The sequence below is a fragment of the Streptomyces sp. NPDC048604 genome, assembly GCF_043199435.1.
Lineage (GTDB): Bacteria > Actinomycetota > Actinomycetes > Streptomycetales > Streptomycetaceae > Streptomyces.
The window spans coordinates 159278-175795 of record NZ_JBICVX010000003.1; the positions used below are offsets into that span (position 1 = coordinate 159278).

A 16518-nucleotide genomic window follows, 5' to 3' on the forward strand; every position below is an offset into this window, starting at 1 on the left:
GCCCGAGCCCGAGAGGCTCACGTCGGGCTCACGCCCGGGTCGTCACGGACCTCGGGTCGAAGCCGAACGGCAGCTCCAGGCGGTGCCGGCGCATCAGCGCCTCGTCGCACAGGACGTCCTGCGTGGAGCCGTCCGCGGCGATCACGCCCTCGCTGAGGATCACCGAGCGCGGGCAGAGCTCCAGGGCGTACGGCAGGTCGTGGGTGACCATCAGGACGGTGACGTCCAGGGAGCGCAGGATGTCGGCGAGCTCGCGCCGGGAGGCCGGGTCGAGGTTGGAGGAGGGCTCGTCGAGGACGAGGATCTCGGGCTCCATGGCGAGCACGGTGGCGACGGCGACCCGGCGGCGCTGCCCGAACGACAGGTGGTGCGGGGGCCGGTCGGCGAACTCCGCCATGCCGACCCGCTCCAGCGCCCGCCGCACCACGTCCTCCAGCTCCGCGCCCCGCAGCCCGGCGGCGGCCGGGCCGAAGGCCACGTCCTCGCGGACGGTCGGCATGAAGAGCTGGTCGTCCGGGTCCTGGAAGACGATGCCGACGCGGCGGCGGATCTCGGCCAGGTTCTTCTTCGCGACCGGCAGTCCGGCGACGGTCACCGAGCCCGCGCCGCCGGTGAGGATGCCGTTGAGGTGCAGGACGAGGGTGGTCTTGCCGGCCCCGTTGGGGCCGAGCAGCGCGACGCGTTCGCCGCGGCCGACGGTCAGGTCGACGCCGAACAGGGCCTGGTGGCCGTCGGGGTACGCGTACGCGAGACCGCGTACGTCCAGCGAGGGGGTCATGCCGGCGGTCATACGGTGATCCATCCCAACAGGCAGACGAGCAGGGCGGCGGCGGGCAGCGCGGCGGCGCGGGCCCACTGGGCGCGGGTGGCGGTCACCTCGTCGATCACCGGCATGGTGCCGGTGTAGCCGCGGCTGACCATCGCGAGGTGGACGCGTTCGCCGCGCTCGTAGGAGCGGATGAAGAGCGCGCCCGCGGACTTGCCGAGCACGCCCCAGTGCCGGACGCCGCGCGCCTCGAAGCCGCGGGAGCGGCGGGCGACGGACATCCGGCGCATCTCGTCGGTGATCACGTCCCCGTAGCGGATCATGAACGAGGCGATCTGGACGAGCAGCGGCGGCAGCTTGAGCCGCTGCAGGCCGAGCAGCAGTTCGCGCAGTTCGGTGGTGGCGGCGAGCAGCACGGAGGCGGCGACGCCGAGGGTGCCCTTGGCGAGCACGTTCCACGCGCCCCACAGTCCGGGCGCGGAGAGCGAGACGCCGAGGACGGTCGTCTGCTCGCCGGGCACGACGAACGGCATGAGGAACGCGAAGGCCACGAACGGCACCTCGATCACCAGCCGGCGCAGCAGGAACCCGGCTGGCACGCGGGCCGCCGCCGCGACCGCGGCGAGCAGCACCGCGTACCCGGCGAAGGCCCACATCGCCTCGCGCGGCGTGGAGACCACGACCACGACGAAGCCGAGGACGGCGACCAGCTTGGTGTGCGGGGGCAGGGCGTGGACCGGCGAGTGCGCGTGCCGGTAGAGCTTGTGGGCGTGGCCCGCGCCCATGTCAGACCTGCGCCCCGGTTCCGGCGCCCCGGCGCCGCCGCACGGCCCAGAAGACGCCGGTGCCGGCCGCGAGGGTGACGCCGACGCCGATCGTCCCGGCCAGGCCCCCGGAGAGGCGGACGGCGTCGACGCCGGCGACGGCGTAGTCGGCGAGCGGGGAGTCCGCGGCGGCGTGCTCCTCCACGTTCTTGTCGAAGCCCTGGTCGGCGGCGACCTTCTCCAGGCCGTCGGGGCTGGCGGAGGCATAGAAGGAGACGAACCCGGCAAGGAGCAGTGCTGTGACCAGGCCGCCGATCCACAGCTTCTTCGGCGAGCCGGCGGGGGTCGTGTCCGCCGGCTCGTCGGGGGCCGCGTCGACGAGTTCGCCGTTGACCCGCAGCTTCAGCGGGGCGCGCAGGCCGCGGGCGCCGAAGACCAGGTCGGGGCGGACGGCTACGACCGCGCCGACGGTCAGCATGGTGATCGCGGCCTCGCCGAGGCCGATGAGGGTGTGCACGCCGACCATGGCGGTGAGCACCTTGCCGGTGGGCACGTCGGTGGTGCCGCCGACCGCGTACACGAGCGTGAAGGCGGCGGCGGAGGCCGGTACGGAGACGAGCGCGGCGACGAAGGCGGCGGCGGTCACGGAGCGGCGGCCGCGCGGCAGGACCTTCACGAGGCCGCGGAAGAGCGCGTACGAGACGAGGACGGTGACGACGCCCATGACGGTGATGTTGACGCCGAGCGCGGTCAGGCCGCCGTCGGCGAACAGGACGCCCTGCATCAGCAGCACGACGGCGATGACGAGCACGCCGGTGTACGGCCCGACGAGGATCGCGGCGAGCGCGCCGCCGAGGAGGTGTCCGCTGGTCCCGGCGGCGACCGGGAAGTTCAGCATCTGGACGGCGAAGATGAAGGCGGCGACGAGGCCGGCCAGCGGCGCGGTGCGCTCGTCGAGCTCGCGGCGTGCGCCGCGCAGGCCGACGGCGACCGCGCCGGCGGCGACGACGCCGGCCGCGGCCGACACAGGGGCGTTGATGAATCCGTCAGGTACATGCACGGACTCGATGATGAGGCCTGTTGCGAACGATGTGCAAGAACGCACGGGTCACAGTACGGACCTCTTCGCAGCTGCTCTCCCGGCCCCCTCCGCTTCCTGCCCGAGGCATTCCGGGAAAAATATGGGACATTTGAGGATATCTAACGCAAACGTGAGGAGTCGGCGATGACCTCCATCAGCGAAGGCCCCGCGATAGAGGACCATGCCAAGGGCCGGATCGTCACCGACGCCCCGCTGTCCCGGGCCGTCCCCGTCGCCCTCTCCTACGATCCGGCCTCCGATCCCGCGGCCGTCCGCTTCGCCTTCCCCGGCAACGTCGGCTGGACCTTCCCGCGCGCCCTCCTCGAATCCGGACTGCGCGCCCCGGCCCGCCGCGGCGACGTCGGCGTCTGGCCGTGCGGCCGGGTGCAGACGGTCGTCGAGTTCCACACCGCCGACGGCGTCGCGGTGGTCCAGTTCGACACCGCGGTACTCCTCCGCTTCCTGCGGCACACGTACGCCGCCGGCACGCCGGTGTCGGCGCGCTGACGGCGTACGCGTCCCTCGCGGAGCGTCAGGCCTTCACGAGCTCCCGCTCCGGCTCACCGGAGTCCGAGCCGGAGTCCGCGCCGGCCGGGCCCTTCGCCAGGCCCTCGCCCTCCACGTCGACGTTCGGCAGCGCCCGGTCCAGCCACTTCGGCAGCCACCAGGCCTTGTGGCCGAGCAGCGCGAGCACCGCCGGCACGATCGCCATCCGGACCACGAAGGCGTCGAACAGCACCGCCACCGCCAGACCGAAGCCGATCATCTTCACCATCTGCTCGCTGGAGCCGATGAAACCGGAGAAGACCGCGATCATGATGACCGCCGCCGCGGTCACCACCCGGGCGCCGTGCCGGAAGCCGGTGACGATCGCCTCGCCGGGGCGCGCCCCGTGGACGTACGACTCGCGCATCCGCGTCACGAGGAAGACCTCGTAGTCCATCGCCAGGCCGAAGACCACGCCCACCATGAAGATCGGCATCATCGACATGATCGGGCCGGTCTGCTCGACGCCGAACAGGCCGCCCAGCCAGCCCCACTGGAAGACCGCGACGACCGCGCCGAGGGCGGCGACCACCGAGAGCAGGAAGCCGAGCGCCGCCTTCAGCGGGACCAGGATGGAGCGGAAGACCACCGTCAGGAGCAGGAAGGCGAGGCCGACGACGAGCGCCAGGTACGGCAGCAGGGCGTCGTTCATCTTCTGCGAGAAGTCGATGTTCATCGCGGTGGCGCCGGTGACCAGGACCTCGTCGCCGGTCGCGTCCCGGATGTCGTGGACCAGCTCCTCGGTCTCGACCGAGGCCGGGCGGTCCTTCGGGATCACGGTGATCACGGAGGTGTCGCCGGCCTTGTTCGGCGCCGGCGGGGTGACCGCGACGACCCCGTCCAGGCCCTTGATCTCCTTCACCGCGGCGTCCGCGGCGGCCTTGTCGCCGTCCACGACCACCATCAGCGGGCCGTTGAAGCCGGGGCCGAAGCCGTCCGACAGCAGGTCGTAGGCGCGGCGCTCGGTCGCGGAGACCGGCTTGACGCCGTCGTCCGGCAGGCCCATCTCCAGCGAGGCCACGGGCAGCGCGATCGCGCCGAGGCCGAGCACGCCGACGAGCAGCACCATCACCGGGCGGCGGAGGACGAACCGGGCCCAGCGGGTGCCCATGTTGGGCTTGCCGCCGTCCTTCTCCGGGGTTGCGCCGGCCTTGCGCTGCTTGCGCCCGACGACCTTGTCCCCGGCGAAGCCGAGCAGGGCGGGGATCAGGGTGAGCGCGATCAGGACGGCGATCACGACCGTGCCGGCCGCGGCGAAGCCCATCTTGGTCAGCATCGGGATGTTGACCACGGCCAGGCCGACCAGCGCGATGACGACGGTCAGACCGGCGAACACCACCGCGGAGCCCGCCGTTCCGGTGGCCCGGCCCGCGGCGTCCTCATGCTCCCGGCCCTCGGCCAGTTCGGCGCGATAGCGGGAGACGATGAAGAGCGCGTAGTCGATGCCGACCGCGAGGCCGATCATCATCGCGAGGGTGGAGGTGGTGGAGCCGAGGTCGAGCACCTTCGCGAGCGCCGTGATCGTGGAGACGCCGATGCCGACGCCGATGATCGCGGTGAGCAGCGGCAGCCCGGCGGCCACCAGCGAGCCGAAGGTGATCACGAGGACCACGCCCGCGACGATCACGCCGACGATCTCGCCCGCGCCGGTCTCCGGCATGGACTGCAGGGCGTCGCCGCCGATCTCGACGGTCAGCCCTTTGCCCTGGGCGTCGTGCCCGGCGTCCTTCAGGGCCTCACGGGTCTCGTCGGTCAGCTCCATGGCGTTGACCTTGTAGGCGACGGAGACGTACGCGGTCGAGCCGTCGCGGGAGACGGCCTGGCCGGTGTACGGGTCGGTGACGCGGGCGATCTGGCCGGAGCCGGACTTCAGCTCGCCGACGACCTCCTGGACCCGGGCCTTGTTCGCCGGGTCGGTCATCTTCTGACCGTCGGGGGCCTTGAAGACGACGCGGGCGGTCGCTCCGTCGGCGCCGGCGCCCGGGAAGCGCTCTTCGAGCAGGTCGAAGGCGCGCTGGGCCTCGGTGCCGGGTATCGAGAAGGACGCGGAGGTCGCGGCGGGCGCGGTGGCGGCGCCGACGCCCGCGAGGGCGAGCAGCGCCACCCAGATCAGGGCGACGAGCCGGCGGCGCCGGAAGGCGGCACGGCCGAGCTTGTAGAGGAACGTGGCCACGGGGGCAACTCCCGGTGTGGAGTGGGACAGGGCATGGGGAGCCGGCCCGACGGCGTGAGCGGTGCGACGTCAGGTGGGACGGGCGGTGCGGGTGATCAGACGCCGAGTGAGGGGAGCACCACGGCGTCGACGTAGACGGCCAGGAACGCGCGGTCGACCGGCTGATCCTCGATCAGCGGGCGGGCGATGAACGCGCCGAAGAGCATGTGCGGAAGGAGCTTCAGGGCCGGGTTGTCGGCACTGACCTCGCCCCGGTCCACCGCCCTGCGCAGCACCTCGTCGAACTCCGACATCTCGGGCTCGATGAGCAGCTCGCGCAACGCCCGGTGGAGTTCGGGGTTCTCGTGGACGGCATGGGCCAGACCCCGCATCAGCGCGGAGTCCTTCTCCATCTGGCAGTCGTCGGTGCGCTCCAGCATCGCGTGGAAGTCTCCGCGCAGAGAGCCGGTGTCGATCTCGGTGAGACCGGCGGGCTTGTTGTGGCGCAGCGCCTTGGCGACGAGTTCGGGCTTGCTCCCCCACTGGCGGTAGAGGGTGGCCTTGCTGGAGTGGGTGCGGCCGGCGACGGCGTCCATGGTGAGGCCGTCGTAGCCGACCTCGCGGAGCAGGTCGAGCACGGCTTCGTACAGCTCGGACTCCCGCTCGGGGGTGAGCCTGCTGCGTGCCATGTCCGGTGCCTCCTCGCGTTCGCCGTTCCGAACGAAACGGTTTCGTACACCACGACGATAACCCCGCCCCCAGCGAAACGAAACCGTTTCGTACGTGTCCCGGGCCACACTCCCCGCCGCACACCCGCAAGCCCGTACGAGTTGCCGCACCCCCTCCGCGCGGAAAGCATTGACGAGTGAGTGACGACGTCGCGTATCTCCGCTTCCCGCACCTCCACGGCGACCTGCTGTGCTTCGCGGCCGAGGACGACCTCTGGGTCTCCCCCCTCGCGCCCGCCGGACAGGAGCCCGGCCGCGCCTGGCGGCTGACCGTCGACCGGACCCGGGTCGGGCACCCGCGGTTCTCCCCCGACGGGACGCACATCGCGTACGCGAGCTGGCGCAGCCTCGACCCCGAGATCCATCTCGCCCCCGTCGACGGCGGCCCGGCCCGCCGGCTCACCCACTGGGGCACCACCGACACCCGGGTCTGCGGCTGGGGCCCCGACGGCGACATCCTCGCCGTCGCCTCGCACGGCCAGCCCTTCTCGCACTTCTCCTGGGCCTACACCGTGCCCACCGACGGCTCCCCCGGCCGCCGGCTGCCCTGGGGCCCGGCCGCCCACATCGCCGTCGCCGACCTGGACGACGAGCGGCGCACCCTGCTGCTCACCGGCCGCCCGGCGTACGAACCGGCCTCCTGGAAGCGGTACCGCGGCGGGGCCACCGGCCGGCTCTGGCTGCACGGCGAGCGGCTGCTGCCGCAGCTCGACGGACAGTTCGACTCACCGATGTTCGTGGCCGGGCGGATCGCCTTCCTCTCCGACCACGAGGGCGTCGGCAACCTGTACTCCTGCCGGCCCGACGGCACCGATCTGCTCCGGCACACCGACCACGACGCCTTCTACGCCCGCAACGCCTCCAGCGACGGACAACGGGTGGTCTACCAGTGCGCCGGCGAACTGTGGATCGTCGACGAGCTGACCCCCGGCTCCGAACCGCGGAAGCTGGAGGTCCGGCTCGGCGGCCAGCGCGCCGGCCGCCGCCCGTACCAGGTCCCCGCCGCCCTCCACGTGGACGCGATCGCCGTCGACGAGACCGGCCGGGCCAGCGCGGTCGGCGTGCGCGGCAGCCTGTACTGGCTCACCCACCGCGACGGACCGGCCCGCACCCTCACCGACACCCCGGGCGTCCGCGTGCGGCTGCCGGAGATGCTGGGCAGCAGCGGCCAGGTGGCGTACGTGACGGACGCCGACGGCGACGACGCCGTCGAGATCGCGTACCTGCCCCGGGCCAGCGGCGACCGGGAGCCGCGCCGCCTCGCCGCGGGCGAGCTCGGCCGGGTGGAGGAGCTGGTCGCCGACCCGGACGGCGAACGCCTGGCGATCGCCTCCAACGACGGCCGGCTGCTGCTCCTGGACGCCACCGAGGAATCCGGGGGCGAGGTCACCGAGCTGATCCGGTCCGTCAACGGCCCCGTGCGCGACCTGGCGTTCGCCCCCGACGGCACCTGGCTGACCTGGTCGCACCCGGGCATCGGGCGCTCGCTGCGGTCGATCAAGATGGCGCGGATCGCCGAACCGGGCGAGCGGGTCATCGTGGACGTCACCAACGGCCGCTTCGAGGACGAGAACCCGGTCTTCACCCGGGACGGCCGCTATCTCGCGTTCCTCTCCTGGCGCGGCTTCGACCCGGTGTACGACGTGCACACCGGCGACCTGTCGTTCCCGCTGGGCTGCCGCCCGTACCTCGTCCCGCTCTCCTCGGCGACGCCCTCGCCGTTCGCGCTCTCGCCGGAGGGCCGGCCCGCCGCGGGCGGGCTCGACCCGCTGGAGGGCGAGGGCGCGGACGGCGCGGTGATGGTGGAGGTGGAGGGGCTGGAGAGCCGGGTCACGCCGTTCCCGGTGGCCGCGTCCAAGTACTCGGCGCTGCACCCGGTCAGCGGCGGCGGACTGGTCTGGCTGCGCTGGCCCATCTCCGGCGCGCTCGGCGAGACCTTCGTCAACCCGGCCGACACCTCCGGGCGGCCCACCCTGGAACACTTCAACCTCACCAAGGCCCGCAAGACCGAACTCGTCGGCCACCTCGACTGGTTCGCGGTCAGCGGCGACGGCTCCCGGCTGGTCGTCGTCGACGAGGGCGAGCTGCGCGCCGTCCCGGCGACCGAACCCGGCGACCACGACTCCACGGTCTACCTGGACCTGCGCCGCATCCTGCACACCGTCGAACCGGAGGCGGAGTGGCGGGGGGCCTTCGACGAGGCGGGCCGGATCATCCGCGCCTACTTCTGGGACCCGGACATGTGCGGGATCGACTGGACCGCCGTCCTCGACCAGTACCGGCCGCTCGTCGAACGGGTCGCCTCCCCCGACGACTTCGCCGATCTGCTGCGCGAGGTCCTCGGCGAGCTCGGCACCTCGCACGCGTACGTCACCCCCGCCCGCCGCAACGAGGGCCCGCCGCACTACCAGCGGCCGCAGGGGCTGCTCGGGGTCAACTTCGTGCCGCGCGACGGCGGCTGGATGGTCAAGCGGATCCTGGCCGGCGACTCCTCCGACTCCAAGGCCCGCTCCCCGCTGGCCGGCACCGGCATCCGCGAGGGCGCCGTCCTCACCCATGTCGACGGCCGCCCCGTGGACCCGGTGGCCGGCCCGTACCCGCTGCTCGCCGGCACCGGCGGCACCACCGTGGAGCTGACCTTCCGGCCCGCCGAGGGCACGGGCCCCTCCCGCCGGGTCGCGGTCGTGCCGCTCGTCGACGAGCGGCCGCTGCGCTACCAGGACTGGGTGACCAAGCGGCGCGCGGTGGTCCACGAGCTCAGCGGCGGCCGGTGCGGCTACCTGCACATCCCCGACATGGGCGGCTCGGGCTGGGCCCAGTTCAACCGCGACCTGCGGATGGAGGTCTCCCGGCCGGCGCTGATCGTGGACGTGCGCGGCAACGCCGGCGGCCACATCAGCGAACTGGTCGTGGAGAAGCTGACCCGCCGGATCCTCGGCTGGGACCTCACCCGCAACGCCCAGCCCGTCTCGTACTCCTCCAACGCCCCGCGCGGGCCGGTGGTGGCGCTCGCCGACGAGGCCACCTCCTCCGACGGCGACATGATCACCGCGGCGTTCAAACTGCTCGGTCTCGGCCCGGTGGTCGGCCAGCGGACCTGGGGCGGCGTGGTCGGCATGACGGGCCGCCACCGGCTCGGCGACGGCACGCAGATCACGGTGCCGATGAACGCGGCCTGGTTCCCCGAGTACGGCTGGTCGATCGAGAACCGCGGCGTGGAGCCGGACGTGTCGATCCTGCGCACCCCGCTGGACTGGGCGGAGGGACGGCACGCCCAGCTCGCGGACGCGGTCGAGCTGGCGGTGGCGCTGCTCGCCGAGACCCCGGCGGCCGCCCCGCCCGGGCACACCGACATCCCGGACCGCTCCCGGCCGAAGCTCCCGCCCCGGGGCTGAGGGGCCCTGCTCCGGACATACGGGCTCCGGACATGCGAGAGGCGCACCCGGCGTCCCGGGTGCGCCTCTCCGACCGACTTCAGCTTCAGCTCGTCCGTGGACGACGGCGTCCGTGGACGACCTACGCCGTCAGGCGCTCTCGTCCTGGGGACGCTGCTGCTGCTCGTCGCGGCGCGACTTGTCCTCGCGCCGGCCCTGCATCTGCTGGGCCCGCTCGGAAGCTTCGTTCTTCGCCTGCCGCGCCCGCTGCTTGAGCTCTTCGGCCTTGTCCTGGAACTGGTCCTTCATGCCCATGTGGTCCACTCCTATTGGGGGGTGAGGGGTACGGGGCTTGTCGCCCCCTGGGCCTCCACCACCCTGACACGGCCGGACACGGCACGCATTTCGATCAGCGACTCACCGTCACCGGGGTGCCGTGCGGCCCTGCTCGTCGGCCGCTCCGCCCGCGCCCACCAGGCCCCGGGAGACCGTGGACAGCCGCGGCTCGAAACGCTTCATCTCGCGCTGCCCGACCGCCGCGATGATCCCCGGCAGATAGCCGCGACTGCCCTGCATGCTCCGCAGCCACCACTGGGCGTACACGTGCGCCGAGCGCCGCTCGATGCCCGCGACGATCCGGTCCACGGCCGGGCCCAGCGGGTAGGTGCGGTTGGACGGCCAGGGCAGCCGCTGCCGCAGCTCCTTCATCACGTCGTCCTGGTCCGCGCCGCGCACCATGTCGGTGTCGGTCCACGACAGATAGCCGACGCCGACCTTCACCCCCTTGTACGCGACCTCGGCGCGCAGGCTGTGCGCGAAGGCCTCGACGCCCGACTTCGACGCGCAGTACGCGGTCATCATCGGGGCCGGCGTCATCGCGGCCAGCGAGGCGATCTGGAGGAAGTACCCGCGCGACTCCATCAGCACGGGCAGGAACGCGCGGCCGGTCACCGCGGAGCCGATCAGGTTGACCTCGATGACCCGCCGCCAGGCGTCCGGGTCGGAGTCCAGGAACGGACCGCCCGCGGCCACACCGGCGTTGGCGACCACGATGTCGACCTTGCCGAAGCGCTCCTTGACCTGCTGGGCGACCTGCGCCATCGCCACGTGGTCGGTGACGTCGGCGTGCCACCAGTCGGCCTCGGTGTGCAGCCGTCCGGCGACCTCCTTCAGGAGCTCCGGCTCCAGGCCGACCAGAGCGATCTTCGCGCCGCGCGCGGACAGCTTGCGGGCGAGGAGTTCGCCGACGCCGCGGGCCGCTCCGGTGACGACCGCCACCTGCCCTTCCAGGCTCACCCTGCTCATGCGTCCTCCTTCACGCCCAGGCCGCTGCCCAGGTACGTACCGGTCAGTGCTCGGATCCGGGCGGTGACGGCCTCGGGGGCCTCCACCGGGGTCATGTGGCCCATGCCGGCCAGTTCGGTCAGGCCCGCCGGCTGCGGCAGCGCGGCGGCGAGACGCCGGGCGTGGACGGGCGGGGTCAGCCGGTCGGCGGTGCCGACGAGGACCGCGGTCGGCAGGCTCAACGCCCGTACGCCGGCGTCGAGATCGAGCTCGGCGAGGACGTGCGACCAGCCGACCCGGGCCTTGCGGGGGCAGGCGTGCACGATGCGGGCGCAGGCGTCGACCCGGTCGGGGGCCGAACCGGGCCCCATCGTCGCGTACTTGAGGATCTTCTTCGAGACCGGCGTGACCGGTCCCAGGGGCGCCTTCGCGCCGAGGATCGCGGTGGTCAGCCGGGTCCGCGGGCCGCCCGGCCGCATCGGGACGACGAGGGACTCGGCGGCGAGCCGCGACGGGCCGGTGGAGCAGAGCAGCGCGGCGGCGGCGTGGGCCGCGAAGGCGGGGCGCGGGGCCGCCGCCATGATCGTCATGCCGCCCATGGAGTGGCCGGCGACGACCGCCTTCTCGCCGGGCGCGAGCGCGGTGGTGAGCACCGCCTCCAGGTCGTCGGCGAGGGCGTGCGTGGAGTAGCCGGACGCGCCGGCCGGGACCGGGCTGCGGCCGTGGCCGCGCTGGTCGTAGGCGATGACCCGGTGGTCGGCGGCGAGCGCCCGGATCTGCTCGGACCAGAAGGCGATGGAACAGGTCCAGCCGTGGGCCAGGACCACGGCCGGGGCGCCCTCGGGGCCGTACAGCTCGACGTGGATGCGCGAGCCGTCGGCGGAGACGGCGGTCAGCTCGCGGACCGGCTGCGGGCGGCGCACGGGGCCGCCTCCGGCGAGGCGGCTCATCGGGCTGCCTCCGCGGTCTTGGCCTTGCGGGTGGCGCGTTTGGCGGCGGCCTCGACGGGCCGGGGCTTCTTCTCGGGCGCGCGCAGCACCTCGTACTCGGCCAGGTCGACGGTCCGGGTCTCGCGCCGGAACTCGCCGGTGGTGCCCGGCCACAGGGTGGTGTTGCGGCCGTTGGCGTCGAGGTACCAGCTGTCGCAGCCGCCGGACTTCCAGACGGTCCGCTCCATCCGGTTCTGGATCTTCCGGTTCCACGCGCCGACGGCGGACGGCCGGGCGGCGAGCGCGGCGCGCCCGCCGAGGACCTTCAGCTGGCGCAGGTAGTCGGCCATGTAGTTCAGCTGGGACTCGATCATCAGGATCATCGAGGAGTTCCCGAGGCCCGTGTTGGGACCGATGATCGTCATGAAGTTGGGGAAGCCGGCGGCGGTCGCGCCGCGCAGCGCCTCGATGCCGTCCTTCCAGGTCTCGGCGAGGGTGCTGCCGTCGGCGCCGACCACGCGCTCGGCGATCGGCATGTCGGTGACGTGGAAGCCGGTGCCGAAGACGATCGCGTCGACCTCGGTCTCGGTGCCGTCGGAGGCGACGAGGGTCGAGCCGCGGACCTCGCGAAGGCCGGCGGCGACGACGTCCACGTTCGGCTGGGCGAGCGCCGGATAGTACGTGTTGGAGAGCAGGATCCGCTTGCAGCCGATGCGGTACGTCGGGGTCAGCCTGGCCCGCAGCTCCGGGTCCTTGATGGCGCGGCCGATGTTGGCCTTGGCCAGGTTCTCGACCAGGCCGAGCTCGTTCGGGCGCTTGGTGAAGGCGCTGACCTGGAGTTCGCGGATGCCCCAGAGCAGGCCGCGGCGCAGGGTGCCGGTGACCGGGACGGCGCGGTGCAGCCGGCGCTCGAAGGCGGTGATGTTCCGGTCCATGCGCGGCATGACCCAGGGGGGCGTGCGCTGGAAGAGGGTGAGCCTGCCGACCTCGGGCTGGATCGCGGGCACGATCTGGATGGCGGAGGCGCCGGTGCCGATCATGGCGACGCGCTTGCCGCGCAGCTCGTAGTCGTGGTCCCACCGCGCGGAGTGGAAGACCTTGCCGGGGAAGCCGTCGAGCCCGGGTATGTCGGGGATCTTGGGGTCGGACAGCGGGCCGGTCGCGGAGACGACGACGTCGGCGGTGAAGCGGCCGTCGCTGGTCTCGAGGTCCCAGCGCAGCTCCTCCGCGTCCCAGGTCATCTTCAGCACCTCGCGGTTCAGCCGCAGGTGCGGGCGGAGCCCGAAGGTGTCGGCGACGTGCTCCAGGTAGGCGCGGATGTGGCGCTGGCCGGAGAAGGTGCGCGGCCAGTCCGGGTTGGGCGCGAAGGAGAAGGAGTACAGGTGCGAGGGGACGTCGCAGGCGCAGCCGGGGTAGCTGTTGTCCCGCCAGGTGCCGCCGACGGAGTCGGCCCGCTCCAGGACGACGAAGTCGGTGATCCCCTCGCGGCGCAGCCGGACCGCGGCGCCCAGGCCGCCGAATCCGGATCCGATCACCGCCACTCGTACGTGCTCGTGCTTCGACATGCCGCTGCCTCCCGCGCCACCGACCTCGACTCTGCCAGCAATCACTGGCACAGTCCGGAGAGTAGAGCACCTCCATACCGAGCGGTAGGGGTCGGACCGAGGAAAGTTACCGGCGGTACGACATAGGCTTGCGGGGTGACGGACAGGAACGGGGATCGAACGGGCGTACGCGCGACCGAGCCGGCGACCGGCCGCGAGTACCGCATGGAGGAACTGGCCGCGCAGGCCGGCATCACCGTGCGCACCCTGCGCTTCTACCGGGAACGCGGACTGATCCCGCCGCCCCGCCGCGAGGGCCGGATCGCCTGGTACGACGACCACCACCTGGCCCGGCTCCGCACCATCGCCGCCCTCCTCGAACGCGGCCACACCCTCAACGGCATCGCCGACCTGAGCACCGCCTTCGAGAGCGGCCGGGACGTCCATGAGGTCCTCGGCCTCGGCCTGCCCACCGAGGAGGAGCCCGTCCGGCTCACCCCGCAGGAGCTCGCCGACCACTTCGCCGGCGAGGTCACCCCGGAGAACCTCACCGCCGCGATGGACCTCGGCTACATCGCCTCCGACGGCGACGACATCGTGCACATCAGCCGCCGGCTGCTCGACGTCTCCGCCGCCCTGGTCAAGGAGGGCGTGCCGCTCGCGGCGGTCCTGGAGACGGGCCGCCGGGTCCGCGAGCACGCCGACGAACTCGCCCTGCTCTTCGCCGAGCTGCTGCGCACCCACGCCGACGAGAAGGACGCCGAACGCCTCCGCCCGCTCGCCAAGAGCGTGGTCGACGCCGAGCTCTCACTGGCTCTGGACCGCCAGCTGCGGGGCCCCGGCGACGCCCGGTCCCCCGACGGGGACGGTCAGAGTTCGTAGACCGCGGTGACGGGCGCGTGGTCGCTCCACCGCTCGCCGTGCGTCGCCGCCCGCTCCACCCACGCCTTGACCGCACGCTCCGCGAGGCCGGGGGTGGCGACCTGGTAGTCGATGCGCCAGCCGGTGTCGTTGTCGAAGGCACGGCCGCGGTAGGACCACCAGGAGTACGGGCCGTCCTGGTCGGGGTGGAGGGCGCGGACCACGTCCACGTACGCCGCCTCGTCGAAGACCCGGCTCAGCCAGGCGCGCTCCTCGGGCAGGAAGCCGGAGTTCTTCCGGTTGGCCTTCCAGTTCTTGAGGTCGGCCTCCTGGTGGGCGATGTTCCAGTCGCCGCAGACCACGACCTCGCGGCCGTCGGCCGCCGCCCGCCCCTTCAGGCCCTTCAGGTACGGCAGGAACGCGTCCATGAAGCGGACCTTCTCCTCCTGCCGCTCGGTGCCGACCTCGCCGGCGGGCAGGTAGAGGCTGGCGACGGTGACGCCGGGCAGGTCGGCCTCGATGTACCGGCCGCTGTCGTCGAACTCGGCCACTCCGAAGCCGGTCCGGACCGCGTCCGGCTCGCGCCGGGTGTACAGGGAGACGCCGGCCCGGCCCTTGGCGGCGGCCGGGGCGTGCGCGGTGAACCAGCCCTCGGGGGCCCGGACCTCCTCGGGCAGCTGCGCCTCCTCCGCCCGCACCTCCTGCAGGCAGATCACGTCGGCGGCGGTCCCGGCCAGCCACTCGGTGAAGCCCTTCTTGGCGGCGGCCCGGAGCCCGTTGACATTTACGGAACTGACAGTGAGCATCCCGGGAGAATACCGACACGCCCCACCGCAACCGAAGCGGCTGCATAGAAGTACGATAGACGGCATGAATATACAGCCCACGGGTTATGACCACCCCGACGCCGTCGCGCTCGACCGGGCCGTCCAGGCCGAGTACGCCGAGCGCTACGGCGACGACGGCGACGCCACACCCATGGACGGCAAGCACTTCCTCCCGCCGCAGGGCGTCTACCTCCTCGCCTACGACGAGGCGGGCCGGCCGGTCGCCAGCGGCGGCTGGCGCCGGCAGGACACGAACCCGGAGGGGTACGCGGACGGCGACGCCGAGATCAAGCGGATGTACGTGGTCCCCGAGGCCCGCGGTCTGGGCCTGGCCCGGCGCATCCTGGCGGCCCTGGAGGACGACGCACGGGCGGCCGGGCGGACCCGGATGGTCCTGGAGACCGGCACGATGCAGCCCGAGGCGATCGCGCTGTACGAGTCGAGCGGCTACGAGCCCTGCGCCAAGTTCGGCTACTACCGCTTCTCCAACCTCAGCCGCTGCTACGCCAAGCCGCTGACCTGAGACGCGCGGGACAGATGGCCTGACACGCTCCTGACAAACACACGCCGCTCTGGCACGCTTCCCTCACGCAACGCCGATCCGCACCGTTCTCATCCCCACCTGCCCCGGCAGAAGGAGACATGCGTGAGAAGCCATCGCAGCGCCTCAGCCACTCTGCTCGCCGTCGGAGCCCTGCTCACCGGCGGCCTGACGACCACCACGGCCCAGGCCGCCGAGACCGACACCTCCGCACGGACCGTCGGCGCCTCGGCCCAGCAGCGGGCCGCGGCCTTCTGGACCGCCGACCGGATGCGGTCGGCCACCCCGCTCGACCTCACGGCCTCCCCCGGCGCCCTGAAGCAGGTCGCCCGCTCCGACCGGGCCACCACGATCGCCCCGACGGCCGCGCCGGCGAAGACCGTCGGTGCGCTCGCCTTCCCGCAGGCGGGCGGCGCGTGGACCGGCGGCGGCGCGGTCGTGAAGACCTCCGGCCGGGTGTTCTTCACCTTCCAGGGCCGTACCGCCTCCTGCTCCGGCAACGCCGTGACCAGCCAGAACGCCAGCACGGTCATCACGGCCGGGCACTGCGTGAAGTACCAGGGCAGCTGGCACACCAACTGGGTCTTCGTCCCCGCCTACAACAACGGCAGCGCCCCGTACGGCCAGTGGACGGCGTCGAAGACGCTGACCACCCCGCAGTGGGAGGCGAGCGAGGACATCAACTACGACGTCGGCGCAGCCGTCCTCGCCCCGTTGAACGGCCAGAAGCTCACCGCCGTCACCGGCGCGCAGGGCATCCAGTTCAACGGCGGCTACAACAAGGCGATGTACGCCTTCGGCTTCCCCGCCGCGTCCCCGTACGACGGCAGCAAGCTGGTGTACTGCTCCGGGAACTCCTCCAAGGACTTCCTGTTCTCGCAGGACCACAGCCTCGGCTGCAACATGACCGGCGGCTCCAGCGGCGGCCCCTGGTTCACCGGCTTCAGCGAGTCGGCCGGCACCGGCCTGCAGGTCTCGGTGAACAGCTTCGGCTACACCTTCCTGCCGAACCGCATGTTCGGCCCCTATTTCGGCAACGACGCGAAGGCCCTGTACGACAAGGCACAGGTGTCCTGACCTGGTGTCATACTCCCTCCAGTCTTCGACGGGGAGGGGCCCCA

Annotated in this window: 15 protein-coding genes; 5 read left to right on the forward strand and 10 right to left on the reverse strand. The window is 72.6% G+C overall.

What is annotated here, in order from left to right; all coding sequences use genetic code 11:
- Positions 1 to 28: 28 nt before the first annotated feature.
- From ACGFMM_RS07375 to ACGFMM_RS07385, 3 genes are read right to left on the reverse strand one after another with little or no spacing between them, the layout of a single operon-like run.
- Entirely contained in the window at positions 29 to 790 is a 762-nt protein-coding gene (locus ACGFMM_RS07375; protein WP_393644013.1) for an energy-coupling factor ABC transporter ATP-binding protein, read from the reverse strand.
- A complete protein-coding gene (gene cbiQ / locus ACGFMM_RS07380) occupies positions 787 to 1551 on the reverse strand; it encodes a cobalt ECF transporter T component CbiQ (RefSeq protein ID WP_393644015.1) in 765 nt (254 codons plus the stop codon). Before cbiQ ends, ACGFMM_RS07375 begins: the two co-directional genes overlap by 4 nt.
- Position 1552: 1 nt before the next feature.
- Entirely contained in the window at positions 1553 to 2590 is a 1038-nt protein-coding gene (locus ACGFMM_RS07385) for an energy-coupling factor ABC transporter permease (RefSeq protein ID WP_393644017.1), read from the reverse strand.
- Between the two features lie 165 nt (positions 2591 to 2755).
- Here ACGFMM_RS07385 and ACGFMM_RS07390 point away from each other — a divergent pair, with 165 nt between their 5' ends.
- On the forward strand, positions 2756 to 3118 hold the full coding sequence (locus tag ACGFMM_RS07390) for an SsgA family sporulation/cell division regulator (RefSeq protein WP_393644019.1): 363 nt from the start codon (positions 2756 to 2758) through the stop codon (positions 3116 to 3118).
- Between the two features lie 25 nt (positions 3119 to 3143).
- On the opposite strand, the gene ACGFMM_RS07395 is transcribed toward ACGFMM_RS07390, so the two are convergent.
- Positions 3144 to 5330 (reverse strand): MMPL family transporter, encoded by a 2187-nt coding sequence (locus tag ACGFMM_RS07395; protein ID WP_393644021.1) that lies wholly within the window; start codon positions 5328 to 5330, stop codon positions 3144 to 3146.
- A gap of 95 nt (positions 5331 to 5425) precedes the next feature.
- The gene (locus ACGFMM_RS07400; RefSeq protein WP_393644023.1) at positions 5426 to 5998 is read right to left on the reverse strand and encodes a TetR/AcrR family transcriptional regulator; all 573 of its coding nucleotides are present in this window, start codon (positions 5996 to 5998) and stop codon (positions 5426 to 5428) included.
- 176 nt (positions 5999 to 6174) lie between these two features.
- Between ACGFMM_RS07400 and ACGFMM_RS07405 the strand changes: the two genes are divergently transcribed.
- On the forward strand, positions 6175 to 9432 hold the full coding sequence (locus ACGFMM_RS07405) for a S41 family peptidase (protein WP_393644025.1): 3258 nt from the start codon (positions 6175 to 6177) through the stop codon (positions 9430 to 9432).
- Between the two features lie 129 nt (positions 9433 to 9561).
- Here ACGFMM_RS07405 and ACGFMM_RS07410 read toward each other — a convergent pair whose 3' ends face one another.
- The 4 genes from ACGFMM_RS07410 to ACGFMM_RS07425 form a co-directional block, all read right to left on the reverse strand.
- The gene (locus ACGFMM_RS07410) at positions 9562 to 9726 is read right to left on the reverse strand and encodes a hypothetical protein (protein ID WP_393644026.1); all 165 of its coding nucleotides are present in this window, start codon (positions 9724 to 9726) and stop codon (positions 9562 to 9564) included.
- A 108-nt stretch (positions 9727 to 9834) separates the two neighbouring features.
- Positions 9835 to 10716 (reverse strand): SDR family oxidoreductase, encoded by an 882-nt coding sequence (locus tag ACGFMM_RS07415; protein WP_393644028.1) that lies wholly within the window; start codon positions 10714 to 10716, stop codon positions 9835 to 9837.
- Positions 10713 to 11645: an alpha/beta fold hydrolase gene (locus ACGFMM_RS07420; protein WP_393644030.1), complete on the reverse strand. Its 933-nt coding sequence runs from the start codon at positions 11643 to 11645 to the stop codon at positions 10713 to 10715. Before ACGFMM_RS07420 ends, ACGFMM_RS07415 begins: the two co-directional genes overlap by 4 nt.
- On the reverse strand, positions 11642 to 13189 hold the full coding sequence (locus ACGFMM_RS07425; protein ID WP_393644032.1) for a flavin-containing monooxygenase: 1548 nt from the start codon (positions 13187 to 13189) through the stop codon (positions 11642 to 11644). Before ACGFMM_RS07425 ends, ACGFMM_RS07420 begins: the two co-directional genes overlap by 4 nt.
- A 204-nt stretch (positions 13190 to 13393) precedes the next feature.
- On the opposite strand from ACGFMM_RS07425, the gene ACGFMM_RS07430 reads away from it, so the two are divergent.
- Entirely contained in the window at positions 13394 to 14050 is a 657-nt protein-coding gene (locus ACGFMM_RS07430) for a MerR family transcriptional regulator (protein ID WP_393644705.1), read from the forward strand.
- Here the strand turns inward: ACGFMM_RS07430 and ACGFMM_RS07435 are convergent.
- The gene (locus ACGFMM_RS07435) at positions 14038 to 14835 is read right to left on the reverse strand and encodes an exodeoxyribonuclease III (protein WP_393644034.1); all 798 of its coding nucleotides are present in this window, start codon (positions 14833 to 14835) and stop codon (positions 14038 to 14040) included. The two genes, ACGFMM_RS07430 and ACGFMM_RS07435, sit on opposite strands and share 13 nt — an antisense overlap.
- Before the next feature lie 64 nt (positions 14836 to 14899).
- Here ACGFMM_RS07435 and ACGFMM_RS07440 point away from each other — a divergent pair, with 64 nt between their 5' ends.
- Together ACGFMM_RS07440 and ACGFMM_RS07445 are read left to right on the forward strand one after the other, a co-directional pair.
- On the forward strand, positions 14900 to 15379 hold the full coding sequence (locus ACGFMM_RS07440) for a GNAT family N-acetyltransferase (RefSeq protein WP_393644036.1): 480 nt from the start codon (positions 14900 to 14902) through the stop codon (positions 15377 to 15379).
- A gap of 123 nt (positions 15380 to 15502) precedes the next feature.
- Positions 15503 to 16474, forward strand: a complete 972-nt coding sequence (locus ACGFMM_RS07445) for a trypsin-like serine peptidase (RefSeq protein WP_393644038.1) — start codon at positions 15503 to 15505, stop codon at positions 16472 to 16474.
- Positions 16475 to 16518 lie beyond the last annotated feature (44 nt).

Excerpts from the sequence above, each read along its gene's own strand:
- ACGFMM_RS07375 (WP_393644013.1), bottom strand. The coding sequence starts at position 790 with ATGACCGCCGGCATGACCCCCTCGCTGGACGTACGCGGTCTCGCGTAC.
- cbiQ (WP_393644015.1), bottom strand. The coding sequence starts at position 1,551 with ATGGGCGCGGGCCACGCCCACAAGCTCTACCGGCACGCGCACTCGCCG.
- ACGFMM_RS07390 (WP_393644019.1), top strand. The coding sequence starts at position 2,756 with ATGACCTCCATCAGCGAAGGCCCCGCGATAGAGGACCATGCCAAGGGC.
- ACGFMM_RS07400 (WP_393644023.1), bottom strand. The coding sequence starts at position 5,998 with ATGGCACGCAGCAGGCTCACCCCCGAGCGGGAGTCCGAGCTGTACGAA.
- ACGFMM_RS07410 (WP_393644026.1), bottom strand. The coding sequence starts at position 9,726 with ATGGGCATGAAGGACCAGTTCCAGGACAAGGCCGAAGAGCTCAAGCAG.
- ACGFMM_RS07415 (WP_393644028.1), bottom strand. The coding sequence starts at position 10,716 with ATGAGCAGGGTGAGCCTGGAAGGGCAGGTGGCGGTCGTCACCGGAGCG.
- ACGFMM_RS07420 (WP_393644030.1), bottom strand. The coding sequence starts at position 11,645 with ATGAGCCGCCTCGCCGGAGGCGGCCCCGTGCGCCGCCCGCAGCCGGTC.
- ACGFMM_RS07425 (WP_393644032.1), bottom strand. The coding sequence starts at position 13,189 with ATGTCGAAGCACGAGCACGTACGAGTGGCGGTGATCGGATCCGGATTC.
- ACGFMM_RS07430 (WP_393644705.1), top strand. The coding sequence starts at position 13,394 with ATGGAGGAACTGGCCGCGCAGGCCGGCATCACCGTGCGCACCCTGCGC.
- ACGFMM_RS07435 (WP_393644034.1), bottom strand. The coding sequence starts at position 14,835 with ATGCTCACTGTCAGTTCCGTAAATGTCAACGGGCTCCGGGCCGCCGCC.
- ACGFMM_RS07440 (WP_393644036.1), top strand. The coding sequence starts at position 14,900 with ATGAATATACAGCCCACGGGTTATGACCACCCCGACGCCGTCGCGCTC.